Below are 11,877 nucleotides of genomic sequence, written 5' to 3'. Positions count from 1 at the left end.
GCGACGGCTGAGGGAAGACTAGCGGGTCGTCGAGACGATCATCTTTCCGGTGTTGTCGCCGCGGAGCAGGCCGAGGAAGGCGTCCACGCCGTTCTCGATGCCCTCGACGAAGGTCTCGCGGTGCTTCAGCTCGCCCGAGGCGAGCCAGCCGCCGACCTCCTGGACGAACTGGTTCTGCAGGCCGTAGTGGTCGCCGACGAGGACGCCCTGGAGCCGCAGCCGCTTGCCGATGATCATCGCCATGTTGCGCGGGCCGGGGACCGGCTCGGTGTCGTTGTACTGGGCGATCATGCCGCAGATGGTGGCGCGGCCGTGCACGTTGAGCGAGGAGATCGCGGCTTCGAGGTGGTCCCCGCCGACGTTGTCGAAGTAGACGTCGATGCCGTCCGGGGCGGCCTCGCGGAGCTGGTCCTTGACCGGGCCGTTCTTGTAGTTGAAGGCCGCGTCGAAGCCGAGCTCCTCGACGAGGAACTTGACCTTCTCGTCGGAGCCGGCGGAGCCGATGACCCGGGAGGCGCCCCGGAGCCTCGCCATCTGGCCGACCTGGCTGCCGACGGCGCCGGCCGCGCCGGAGACGAAGACGGCGTCGCCCTCCTTGAAGGAGGCGACCTCGAAGAGGCCGGCGTAGGCCGTGAGGCCGGTCATGCCGAGCACGCCGAGGTAGGCGGAGAGGGGGGCGAGCGCCGGGTCGACCTTGGTGGCGTGCTGGGCCGGGACGTCGGCGTACTCGCGCCAGCCGAGGCCGTGCAGGACGTGGTCGCCGACGGCGAAGCCCTCGGCGTCGGACGCCACGACCTCGCCGACCGCGCCGCCGTCCATGGGGTGGTCGAGCTTGAACGGCGGAACGTACGACTTCACGTCGTTCATCCTTCCGCGCATGTACGGGTCGACGGAGAAGTGCAGGTTGCGCACGAGGATGCGGCCCTCGGCGGGCGCGGCGACCGGGGTCTCGCGCAGGGCGAAGTCCGCCGGCACGGGCCAGCCGTGCGGACGGGCGACGAGGTGCCACTCACGGCTGGACGCGGGAAGAACGGACATGAGCACGGCCTCCAGAAAAGCTTCAGATCGCAAAAGGTTCACTACCTCAAACAACCATGCGCCTGGATATTTCATGTTGTCAAGCATCTGGGTAGACTCGTCCCCATGGCCACCTCACGCACGGACCCCCTGACCCTCGAAGTCGTCGAGCTGATCGGCACGGTCGTGGCGCGCTACTACGAGGAGTACGAGCAGGCGGCCGCGCAGCACGCGCTGACCGGCGCCCAGGCCCGCGTCCTCGGCCTGCTCTCGCTCGACCCGCTGCCGATGCGCCGCATCGCCCAGAAGCTCAAGTGCGAGCCGTCCAACATCACCGGGATCGTCGACCGCCTGGAGGCCCGCGGCCTGGTCGAGCGCCGGCCCGACCCGGACGACCGGCGGGTCAAGCTGGCCGTCCCCACCGACGAGGGCCTGGACACCGCCCGCCGGCTGCGCGATTCCCTCGACTTCGCCCGCGAACCCCTCGGCGAACTGACCGAGACCGAACGGACCCTGCTCCGGGACCTGTTGAAGCGGATGCTGGGCGCGGACGTGGCGTAGTCCCCCCGGGGACCGGGTCCCTAGACGCACCACCAGAGGAAGCGGGTGCACGTCGGCGTGGGGCTGGGCGTCGGGGTCCGGCTCGGCGTGGGGCCGGTGGTCGAGGGCGTGGGCCCGCCGGGCGTCTCCGAGCCGGTGGGCGTCGGGCCGCTCGCCGTCGCGGACGGGGACGCGGTGGGCGTGGCGGACGGGGAGGCCGGTCCGGTGGTCGTCGGGGCGGAGGTCGGGGCGTCGCCGCCCTGGCCGGTACCCGTGCCGGTACCGGCCCCCGTGCCCGTGCCCGCGCCCGTGCCGGGCCCCGTGCCCGATCCGGAGCCCGACCCCGATCCCGTCTCTGCGCTCACCTGGCGGGGGCGCGCGGGGACGGAGCTCGGCGCGTCCGTCACCGGAGCCGGGCTCGATCCGTCGGGCGGTTCGGTGGTCTCGACGGGTTCGGGCGAGAGGGGGGTCTCGGTGACCTCCAGCTCCTCCACGGCGGTGGCGGCGCCGTCCTGCGGCGACGGCTCCAGGGCGAGCTTCGCCAGGCTCAGCGTCCCGGCCGCGAGGACCAGGCCCACCGTCCCCACCAGGACCGTACGGCCCCGACGCGAGCGCGACCTCTTCCCCCGCCGCGGGACGGAGCGGCCCCGGGCGGCGCGGCGCCCACCGGGGACCGGGTGCGGCGGTTCGAGGACGTCCAGCTCGTAGACGTGCTCGGGCGCGGGCCGGTCCGGATCGTCCTCGCCGGCGCCGCCGGCCGGGGACGGTTCGTCGTGGGCGGGCGGGCTCGGGGCTCCGTGGGCGGCGGACCCGCTCCGTTCCCCGTAGGCGGTGGGCCCGCTCCGTTCCCCGTAGGCGGTGGGCCCGTCGGGGTCGCCGTGGGCCGCGGGGCGGCCCGGGGCGCCGTAAGCGGGGGCCTGGCCCGGGGCGCCGTAGGCCGCGGCCTGGCCGTTCGCGCCGTAGGTCCCGGGGGTGTCGTAGGCCCCGGGGGCGCCGTAGGTCGCGAACCCGTCCGGGGTGCCGTGGATCGCGGGCCGGGTCGGGGCTCCGTAGCCGTGGTCCGGGGTGTGGACCGGCGCGTGGACCGGGGTGGGGTCCGCGGTGCGGGGGGTCTCGTACCGCAGTTCCTCGACGGGAGTCCCGCACCCGGCACAGGCGAGGGCCCCGTTGAGATGCCGCCGGCACGCGTGGCAGTAGTCCATGGGGCCCGCAGGCTATGCGGCCCGGTGCTGCGCCAGGTAGGCGCGAACGTGAGGATCCTGTGTGGAAACCGCAGGTCGACGGCGGTGCGCCGTGATTCTCCCGCTTCGGGAAGGATCGCCTCCGCGCCCTCCTCACCGGGAGTGGGGACTCCGACACGCCCCGCGCCCGGGGCCCCGGGCGGCGCAGCCCAGCGCGCGCCGCGCCCCGGAGGGCCGGACGATGCGAACAGGACCGCGAATCGCGACCACCTCGCCCGTGCCAGCACCGCACTCCGGAGGATCCGCCGTGACCGTCAGCCTTGATCAGCTGCGTCGTTGCCATGTCGCCGTCGACCTGGGGGCCGCCCGCACCCGGGTCTTCGTCAAGGGCGTCGGGCTCGTCGTCGACGAGCCCAGCGTCGCCGCCGTCAACACCCGTACGGGAGCGCTGATCGCCGTCGGCGCGCTCGCCGAGAAGATGACCGGCCGCACCCCCGACTACATCCGGGTCGTGCGCCCGGTGTCGGGCGGCACGGTCGTCGACATCGAGATGGCGCAGCGGATGCTCCGTCACCTGCTCGGCGAGAAGCTGCGCCGGCAGCTGCGCCGCAAGCCCCGGCTGCGGGCGGCCGCCTGCACCCCGCACGACAGCGACCCGCTCGCGCAGCGCGCCGCCGTGGAGACCCTCGTCGGTCTCGGGGCGCGCCGGGTCGAGCTGGTCGACACCCTGATCGCGGCGGCCGTGGGCTGCGGGCTTCCCGTCGAGCAGCCGACCGCGACCATGATCCTGGTGTGCGGGGCGGCGACCACGCAGGTGGCGGTGCTCTCGCTCGGCGCGATCGTCACGGCGGAGCGGATGCCCGTCGGCGGCGACGCCATCGACCACGCCGTCATCCAGCACCTGCGCCACCACCACGAGCTGATGCTGCCGAGCCAGTCGGTGCGCCCGCTGCAACTGGCCCTCAGCGGGAACGGCCTGACGACGCAGGGACCCGCCTGGACGGAGATCCACGGGCGGGACGTCGCCACGGGCCTGGCGCGTTCGGTGACCGTCGACACCGCCGCCGTGCGGGACGCGATCCACACCCCGCTGACGGCGGTCCTCGACGGCATCGGGAAGGTGCTGCGGGACTGCCCGCCGGACCTGGTGGCCGACCTCGCGGACCGCGGGATCATGATGGTGGGCGGCAGCGCCCTGCTGCCGGGCCTCGACCAGATGCTGCGGGAGGCGACCGGGATGCCGGTGCACATCGCCGAACGGCCGGACGTGTGCGCGGTCCTGGGCCTGGGCGCGATGCTGGAGGGCAAGGTCCAGCCGATGGTCCTGGACCCGCTGGCGGAGCGGGACCCGCTCGCCGACGAGGACTGAATCATCCGGAACCGGGTGATCCGTACGACGATGAGACCATGACGATCATGGACGAAGGCGCCGGGGCCCCGGACACGGACGAGGACTCCCCCCGCCTGCCCATGCTGCTCGAAGCGGTCCTCGGCGTCGGCACGGACCTCGAACTCCGCACCACCCTCCAGCACGTCGTGGACTCCGCGACCGAGCTGACCGGAGCCCGCTACGGGGCGCTCGGGGTCGTCGACCCCGAGCGCCACCGCCTCACCGAACTCTTCACCTCCGGCATGACCGACGAGGAGCGGCGGCGGATCGGCCGCCTCCCCGACGGCCGCACCGGGCTGCTCGGCGCCCTCGTCCGGGACCCGCGGCCGCTGCGGCTCGACGACCTGACGGCCGACCCGCGCTCCTCCGGCGTCCCCGAGGGCCATCCGCAGATGCACGGCTTCCTCGGCGTCCCGATCCGGGTCCACACCGAGGTCTTCGGCAATCTGTACCTCACCGACAAGCGCGCGGGCCCCTTCACCGAGGAGGACCTCGCCCTGCTCCGGGTCCTCGCCTCCCAGGCGGGGATCGCCATCGGCAACGCCCGGCTGTACGAGACGGCCCGGCAGCGGGAGCGCTGGATCGAGGGCGCGGCCGCGGTGACCACGGCCCTGCTCACCGGCGCCACCGCCGAGAACGCCCTGACGACCGTCGCCGAGCGGGCCCGCGTCCTCGCCGACGCCTCGGCCGGCGTGGTCCTCCAGCCCACCGAGGAGGGCGGGATGGAGATCGTCGCCGCCTCCACGACGGACGACCCGGGCGACCTGGTCGGCACGACGATCGCGCCCGGCTCCCCGGTCCTGGTCCAGCTCCTGGGCGGGGAGCCGGTGTTCGTCGAGGACTCGGCGACCGATCCGCGGATGACCACCCATGTGCGGTCCCGTTTCGGCCCGTCGATGATGCTGCCGCTGCAGAGCGGCGGGAAGCTCATCGGCACCCTCGCCCTGCCCCGGCGGCGCGGCGGGCGGCCGTACTCGGCGGTGGAGCGGCTGCTCGCCTCGCAGTTCGCCTCGCAGGCGGCGCTCGCGCTGGTCCTCGCGGACGCGCGGCACGACCGGGAGCGGCTCGCCGTCTTCGAGGACCGCGACCGGATCGCACGGGACCTGCACGACCTGGTGGTGCAGCGGCTGTTCGCCACGGAGATGATGCTGGAGTCCACCCGGCGGCGGGCGGCCGGCTCCTCCGACGAGGACGCGCTGCTCGGCCGGGCCGTGGACGAGCTGGACTCGACGATCCAGGAGGTCCGGACCACCATCTTCGCCCTCCAGCAGCCGCCGGCGGACGCGCCGGCCTCCTTCCGGGGGCGGGTGCTGCGCGAGACCGGCGGGGCCGCGGTCCCGCTCGGCTTCCAGCCGTCCGTGCACTTCTCCGGCGCGGTCGACACGCTCGTCGACGAGGAGACGGCGGACCGGCTCCTCGCCGTGCTGCGCGGGGCGCTCGCCGCGGCGCACCGGCGGCCGGGGGTCGGCGCGATCACGGTCGAGGTGTCGGCCGGGAGCGACGGCGCCCGCCTGCGCGTCGAGGACGACGGCACGCCGCCGACCACGGTGACCTGGCCCTGAAGGACCCTCGTACGGACCAGTCCGGCGCGCCGCGCCCCTCCCACGGATCTTGAGCCGATGTTCCCGCTGGTCTCGGCGCTGACGATCGTTCCGGTGCTGCTCCTGGTCGTCGTCGAGGACAGCTACGGCCTGCTGCTGGTCGTCGGCTTCCTCCTCGGCCTCGGCGGCACGACGTTCGCCATCGGCATCCCGCTCGTCGACTCCTGGTTCCCGCCCGCCAAGCGCGGCCTCGCGCTCGGGGTGTTCGGCATGGGCATGGGCGGAGTCGCACTCTCCGGATACTTCACGCCCCGGATCGCCGAGCACGGAGAGAACCCGCCGTTCCTCGTGGTCGCGATCGCGCTGGCGGGGTGCGTGTACGCGTACGGGCGGATGCGCGGGATCGAGCCGGCGGGTGGGGCGCCGGACCCCCACCCGACGAAACTGACGACCACCGCTCCTTGACCCCCGTACCACGCTGAACGACGCCCTGCTGGGCGGTGCCGCGCCCGTGCCCGTGTGAGCTGCGCCCGGCTGGGCGGTGCCGCCCCGCCACCCGCCGTGTGGGCAGTCGTCCCGCAGGGGCGGGACGGGTGGGCACACGGGACGGCGCCCTTTCGCGGCGCCTCCGCGTTCCGTGCCCTGACCCGCACCCCGTGTGCGCCGTACCTGCGGGTGCGGGTTCAGGCGCGGAAGCCTCTGGCGCCGGCAAGGGGCGCCGTTCCGTTGTGCCCACCCGTTCCGCCCCTTGCGGAACGCCTGCCCACAACGGGGGCGCGGGGGTGGGCACCGCCCCAGCGGGACGATGCCCACGACGGGGGCGCGGGGGGGCGCCGTCCCAGCGGGCGCAGTCCGCGGCGGGGCAGAATGCGGCACGTAACCCCTCGCCCTCGACGACCCGAGGAGTACGACCGGTGAGTGCGCTCTTCCCCGAACTCGAACGGGCGGTTCCGTCCGACGACCGCCCCGCCCTGCGCGTCGGCCCCGACACCCTGACGTACGCCGAGCTGGCCCGCGCCGCCGGCGCCCTGGCCGGGCGGGTGGGCGGCGCGGGCCGGGTCGCCGTCTGGGCGACGCCCACCGCCCGCACGGCCGTCGCCGTGGTCGCCGCCCTGCTCGCCGGCGTGCCGGCCGTACCGCTCAACCCGCGCACCGGCGAGCGGGAGCTGGCGCACATCCTCGGCGACAGCACGCCCGACCTGGTGCTCGCGGGCCCGGGGGACGAGCTGCCGGCGGGGCTCGCGGCGCTCCCCCGGGTCGACGTGGAGCTCACCGGGCCGGAGGCTCCGCCCGGGGCCGTGCCCGTCGATCCCGAGGCGACCGCGCTCGTCGTCTACACCTCCGGCACGACCGGCCCTCCGAAGGGCGTCCTGCTCTCGCGCCGCGCGGTCGCCGCCTCCCTGGACGCGCTGGCCGAGGCCTGGTCGTGGACGGCGGACGACGTCCTGGTGCACGCGCTGCCGCTGTTCCACGTGCACGGGCTGGTCCTCGGGATCCTGGGCCCGCTGCGGCGCGGCGGCGAGGTCCGGCACCTGGGGGCCTTCTCGGTGGAGGGCGTCGGGCGGGAGCTGGGCGCCGGCGGGACCATGCTCTTCGGCGTGCCCACGATGTACCACCGGATCGCCGAGGCGCTCGACCGGGACGAAGCCCTCGTCGCCGCCCTGGCCGGCGCCCGGCTCCTCGTCTCCGGTTCCGCCGCGCTGCCCGTGCACGACCACGAGCGGATCGCGGCGGCGACGGGCCGGACGGTCGTGGAGCGGTACGGGATGAGCGAGACGCTCATGAACACCAGCGTGCGCCCGGGAGGCGAGCCCCGGCCGGGGACGGTCGGGACGCCGCTCGCGGGCGTGGACCTGCGGCTCGTGGACGAGGACGGATCCGAGCTCGGGGAGCTCGACGGGGAGACGGTCGGCGAGGTGCAGGTGCGCGGGCCGAACCTCTTCTCCGGTTATCTCAACCGGCCGGACGCGACGGCCGCGGCCTTCGACGGCGACTGGTTCCGCACCGGCGACATGGCGGTCCGCGAGGCGGACGGCGGGGTGCGTCTGGTGGGCCGGAAGGCGACGGACCTGATCAAGAGCGGGGGGTACAAGATCGGGGCGGGTGAGATCGAGAACGCGCTCCTCGACCATCCCGGTGTCCGGGAGGCGGCCGTCACGGGCGAGCCGGATCCCGACCTGGGCGAGCGGATCGTGGCCTGGGTGGTGCCGCAGGACGGGGAGGAGCCGCCGGTGGAGGCGGAGCTCGCCGACCACGTGGCGGGTCTGCTGGCGCCGCACAAGCGTCCCCGGGTGGTCCGCTACCTGGACGCCCTCCCCCGCAACGACATGGGCAAGGTGCTGAAGAAGGCGTTGCCGAACGCCCGTTGACCGCGTGAGGGCCGGGCCCCCGGAAGAAGGGGCCCGGCCGTCCCTACGCGCCTACTTCACGCCGATCGCGCGGATCAGTTCCTGGCTCACCGACCCGCCCCGGTCGTCGCTCGCGCCGGCCCGCAGCGAGACGGAGCCCGCGCCCGACGGGATCCGCAGCTCACCGGTCCAGGAGGCGCCCCGCCACGACTTCTCGAGCGCGACCTTCGTCCAGGTCGCGCCCTCGTCGTAGGAGACCTCCAGGGTGCCGGTGCCGATGGTGCCGGTGCCGGCGGCGCCCTTCACGTACTCGGCGGAGACGCCGACGGGCAGCCGGCCGCCGGAGCGGACGTCGCCGTTCAGGTCGGTGTCGACGTCGATGCCGAGGTTGAGCATCGGCAGGTAGGTGACCTGGTCGGAGGGCGTCTCGGCGGAGCGGAACGTCCACTCGCTGTGGCTCTCGGTGCCGAGCCGCCAGCGGTCCGCGTCGAGCGCGGTGTCGGTGACGACCTTGTACGCGGCCTCCTCCGCCGGGGCGTCCCAGGCGTAGGCGCCGGAGCTCTTCTTGCGGTCGACGCGGACGCCGTTCACGTACACCTCGGTGTACTGGGTCATCGTGTCGTCGCCCCACACGTTGCCGAAGCCGGTGTGGTCGGTGCCGGAGTCGCCCCAGCCGGGGGTGTTGAAGCGGAGGTCGTTCCCGGTGCGCTGCTGGCCCCAGCCGAGGCCGGTGCCGAGCCACGGGTGCCAGACGGGGCCGAACCAGTCGAGTTCCGTGCGGCTGCCGCCCCGGTAGGCGGACCGGCCGCCGCGCTGCTCCAGGGAGTCGCCGAGGTCGACGGACTCGTGCCAGCGCTGGCCGGTGCCGGTGGAGACGTACTCGGTGCGCTCGGTCGGGAAGGCGATCCGCTCCTTGAAGCCGAAGCCGATCCGGAAGGTGTCGGTGAGCGAGTAGCGGAACTCGCCGCCGAGTTCCTTCCGCTTGGTCGGCATGCGGAACGTGGAGCGGATCGTGGCCAGTTCGTCCGCGTCGGGCCGGAAGACGAGGTCCGTGCCGATGGCGCCGGGGTGCCCCTCGGAGAGGTCGTAGGCGTACGGGGTGAAGCGGGTGCCGGTCAGGTCGACGCGCTTGCCGCGGGCGGCGCCGGCGGCGAGCCGGTGCGCGTCGGCGGTGTTCACGGTGGCGACGGCGAGCGGCCGGTCCTCGTACGCCTCGGTGCCGAACCACTTCATCAGCCGGCCGGGCCGGTCGTCGGTGACGAACAGGGCCTTGGCGCCCGCGTCCTGGGCGGTCTGGGCGAGCCGTGCCGGGTCGGCGCCCTCGGTGAGCCGGACGAGGACGGCCTTGCCGGTGGCGTCCTTGCCGGTGTACTCGGCGGGGGTGCCGGTGCCCGCGTCGACGAGGCCGAGGCGGTGGCGGCCTTCGAGGAGGGCGGCGCCCGCCTGCGGGGTGGCGTCGGAGAGGCGGACGCCGTCGACGCTCGTCTCCAGGAGCGGCTTGCCGAGGCGCCAGACGGTCCGGTACTCGAAGGTGCCGGTGGCGGGCTTCCGGGTGGGCGCGGCGAAGATCGAGTCGTAGGTGGCGGGGACCTGGACGGCTCCGCCGTAGGAGGCGCCGTTCGCCTCGCGGTCGAATTCCATGAGGAGCTGGCGGGTCTCGGTGCGCTTGTCGACCTCGGCTCGGATCTCGCGGAGCCGCCGTCCGTCGAGGGTGATCTCGCGGTCGCGGTCGAGGACGATCTCGGGTTCGGTGAGGAAGCCGAGTCCGAGGGAGTCCTCGCCGTGGGAGCCGCGGACGTCGAGGAAGGTGTCGACGGTGTACGTGCCGGGCTCCAGGCGCAGTTCGAGGGTGCCGGACTCGCCGACCGCGGCCGGGAAGGGGTCCACGTTCGCGGCGAGCTGCTGGACGCCGAGGCGGGCGGGGGCGGGGGTGCCGTCGCGGTCCTTGACGTGGACGGTGAGGGTGTAGCGCTCCTCCTCCTTCACCAGGCCGAGGGCGGTGTGCGCGACGGGCGTGCCGTCGGCGGTGGCGGTGATCCGGCCGGAGGACCGGCCGACGGGGGCCTTGGTGCCGTCGCCGGTGACGGTGGTGGAGGCGGCGCCGTGGGCGGGGACGGTGAGGGTGGCGTCGGCGAGGGCGGCGACCCCGGCGGGCATGCCCTCGACGGCGAGGTCCAGCTCGACCGGCCGGTCCGAGGAGTTGGTGTAGGTGACGGTCCTGGTGACCGGCTTGTTCGCCTCGTACGGCCAGGAGGTGAAGCCGAGGTCGGCGGAGCCGGTGGCGGTGACGTCCGCGGTGATCGCGGCGGCCACGTCGACCCGGCCGGCGCCGAGTTCGTACGCTCCGGCGTGGAGGGTCTTCGACGAGGACATCAGCGCGTTCTTGAGCTGGGCGCCGGTCCAGTCGGGGTGCTTCTCGGCGAGGAGGGCGGCGACGCCGGCGACGTGCGGGGTCGCCATCGACGTACCGCTCAGGGAGGTGTAGGGGCCGCTGCCGGCGACGAGCCGGGAGCGGGCGGCGAGGATGTCCACGCCGGGCGCCGACACGTCGGGCTTGAGGGCCTGGTCACCGTGGCGGGGGCCCTGGCTGGTGAAGTAGGCGGCGCGGTCGGCGGAGTCGACGGCGCCGACGGTGAGCGCGGAGTCGGCGGCGCCGGGCGAGCCGATGGAGCCGGGGGCGCCGGAGTTTCCGGCGGCGATGACGAAGAGGGCGCCCGTCTCGGCGGAGAGGGCGTTCACGGCCTGGGCCATCGGGTCGGTGCCGTCGCTGGGTTCGGGGGAGCCCAGGCTCATGGAGACGATCTTCGCGTCGATGTCCTTGGCGGCCCACTCCATGCCCGCGATGATCTGCGACTCGGTGCCGGAGCCCTGGTCGCTGAGGACCTTGCCGACGGCGAGGGTGGCGCCGGGGGCGACGCCCTTCTCCTCGCCGTCGCTCGCGGCGCCGGATCCGCCGACGGTGGAGGAGACGTGGGTGCCGTGTCCGTTGCGGTCGGCGACCTCCTGGCCCTCGATGAAGGACTTGCTCTCGGAGATCCGGCCCGCGAGGTCGGGGTGGCCGAGGTCGGCGCCGGTGTCGAGGACGGCGACCTTGACGCCCTTGCCGGCGAGTCCGGCCTCCCAGGCCCTCGGGGTGCCGATCTGGGCGTTGGACTCGGCCATGGCGGCCTTCACCCGGCCGTCGAGCCAGACCTTGCCGGGGGCGGCGGCGCGGGCGGCCCGGGTGCCGCGTGCGGTGAAGTCCTGCCAGAAGGCGGTGGGGTCGGTGGCGGTGACGGCCGCGCCGCCGATGCTGGGCAGGGCGCGGACGGTCTCGGTGCCGCGCGGGGCGGCGGCGGTGCGGGCGCTCTTCCCGCCGTACGTGACGATCAGCGGGAGTTCGCCGGTGATGCCCTGCTCGACGAGGCCGGTGACGTCGAAGAGGCGCGGGTCGAGCGCGCCGGAGTCGAGGTAGGGGCGGGCCTCGTCGGGGACGACGGTGACGCGGCCGTTCGCGGTCCGGCTGCGTACGGCGCCGGTGGCGCCCTTCGCCCGGTCGACGGTGACGGTCCGGTTCCCGTCGCCGAGGTCGGTGAGGGTGACGCGGTCGCCGGTGACGAGGGTGACGGTGCGGCTCGTCGCGGACGCCGCGAAGGTGTCCGGCACGGCGGGGGCGGTGGTGTTCGCGGCGGCGGTCTGCCCGGCCGAGAGCATCACGAGGGAGATGCCCGCGGCGAGCAGCGCGGCCCTGCCTCTGTCGAAGGGTGCGGTCCTCGACGTCATCGTTCGAACTCCTCGCGGACCCGGGGTCGGGGGTGTGTTCCGGGTCCGCGAGGAGTCTTGGCCCATGGGGCGGGAGTCGACCCCTGTCGCTCCTGGCG

General features: G+C 74.6%; 7 protein-coding genes and 1 pseudogene. 5 read left to right on the top strand and 3 right to left on the bottom strand.

Annotated features, from left to right (window positions below; genetic code table 11):
* Positions 1–18: 18 nt before the first annotated feature.
* Complete coding sequence (locus ACFYUZ_RS01525; RefSeq protein WP_389305279.1) at positions 19–1,038, bottom strand: NADP-dependent oxidoreductase; 1,020 nt, start codon at positions 1,036–1,038, stop codon at positions 19–21.
* A 105-nt stretch (positions 1,039–1,143) separates the two neighbouring features.
* On the opposite strand from ACFYUZ_RS01525, the gene ACFYUZ_RS01520 reads away from it, so the two are divergent.
* Positions 1,144–1,578 carry a MarR family winged helix-turn-helix transcriptional regulator gene (locus ACFYUZ_RS01520; protein ID WP_389305277.1) on the top strand — a complete coding sequence of 145 codons (435 nt, stop codon included), beginning with the start codon at positions 1,144–1,146 and terminating at the stop codon, positions 1,576–1,578.
* Positions 1,579–1,598: 20 nt separating this feature from the next.
* Here ACFYUZ_RS01520 and ACFYUZ_RS01515 read toward each other — a convergent pair whose 3' ends face one another.
* Positions 1,599–2,759: a hypothetical protein gene (locus ACFYUZ_RS01515; protein WP_389305276.1), complete on the bottom strand. Its 1,161-nt coding sequence runs from the start codon at positions 2,757–2,759 to the stop codon at positions 1,599–1,601.
* Positions 2,760–3,045: 286 nt separating this feature from the next.
* Here ACFYUZ_RS01515 and ACFYUZ_RS01510 point away from each other — a divergent pair, with 286 nt between their 5' ends.
* The 4 genes and pseudogenes from ACFYUZ_RS01510 (at position 3,046) to ACFYUZ_RS01495 (ending at position 8,038) form a co-directional block, all read left to right on the top strand.
* Complete coding sequence (locus ACFYUZ_RS01510) at positions 3,046–4,107, top strand: rod shape-determining protein (protein ID WP_389305275.1); 1,062 nt, start codon at positions 3,046–3,048, stop codon at positions 4,105–4,107.
* Positions 4,108–4,145: 38 nt separating this feature from the next.
* The gene (locus ACFYUZ_RS01505) at positions 4,146–5,690 is read left to right on the top strand and encodes a GAF domain-containing protein (RefSeq protein WP_389305273.1); all 1,545 of its coding nucleotides are present in this window, start codon (positions 4,146–4,148) and stop codon (positions 5,688–5,690) included.
* Positions 5,691–5,747: 57 nt separating this feature from the next.
* A pseudogene (locus tag ACFYUZ_RS01500) lies at positions 5,748–6,038 on the top strand (MFS transporter); the annotation flags it as partial.
* 545 nt (positions 6,039–6,583) lie between these two features.
* The gene (locus tag ACFYUZ_RS01495) at positions 6,584–8,038 is read left to right on the top strand and encodes an acyl-CoA synthetase (protein ID WP_389305272.1); all 1,455 of its coding nucleotides are present in this window, start codon (positions 6,584–6,586) and stop codon (positions 8,036–8,038) included.
* A gap of 51 nt (positions 8,039–8,089) precedes the next feature.
* Here ACFYUZ_RS01495 and ACFYUZ_RS01490 read toward each other — a convergent pair whose 3' ends face one another.
* Positions 8,090–11,779 (bottom strand): S8 family serine peptidase, encoded by a 3,690-nt coding sequence (locus ACFYUZ_RS01490; RefSeq protein ID WP_389305270.1) that lies wholly within the window; start codon positions 11,777–11,779, stop codon positions 8,090–8,092.
* Positions 11,780–11,877: the final 98 nt, after the last annotated feature.

Source organism: Streptomyces sp. NPDC004266, from assembly GCF_042874095.1.
Classification (GTDB): domain Bacteria; phylum Actinomycetota; class Actinomycetes; order Streptomycetales; family Streptomycetaceae; genus Streptomyces.
The sequence above is the reverse complement of the archived record's forward strand: the minus strand, read 5'-3'. Positions and strand labels throughout refer to the sequence as shown.

Excerpts from the sequence above, each read along its gene's own strand:
- ACFYUZ_RS01525 (WP_389305279.1), bottom strand. The coding sequence starts at position 1,038 with ATGTCCGTTCTTCCCGCGTCCAGCCGTGAGTGGCACCTCGTCGCCCGT.
- ACFYUZ_RS01520 (WP_389305277.1), top strand. The coding sequence starts at position 1,144 with ATGGCCACCTCACGCACGGACCCCCTGACCCTCGAAGTCGTCGAGCTG.
- ACFYUZ_RS01490 (WP_389305270.1), bottom strand. The coding sequence starts at position 11,779 with ATGACGTCGAGGACCGCACCCTTCGACAGAGGCAGGGCCGCGCTGCTC.
- ACFYUZ_RS01515 (WP_389305276.1), bottom strand. The coding sequence starts at position 2,759 with ATGGACTACTGCCACGCGTGCCGGCGGCATCTCAACGGGGCCCTCGCC.
- ACFYUZ_RS01505 (WP_389305273.1), top strand. The coding sequence starts at position 4,146 with ATGACGATCATGGACGAAGGCGCCGGGGCCCCGGACACGGACGAGGAC.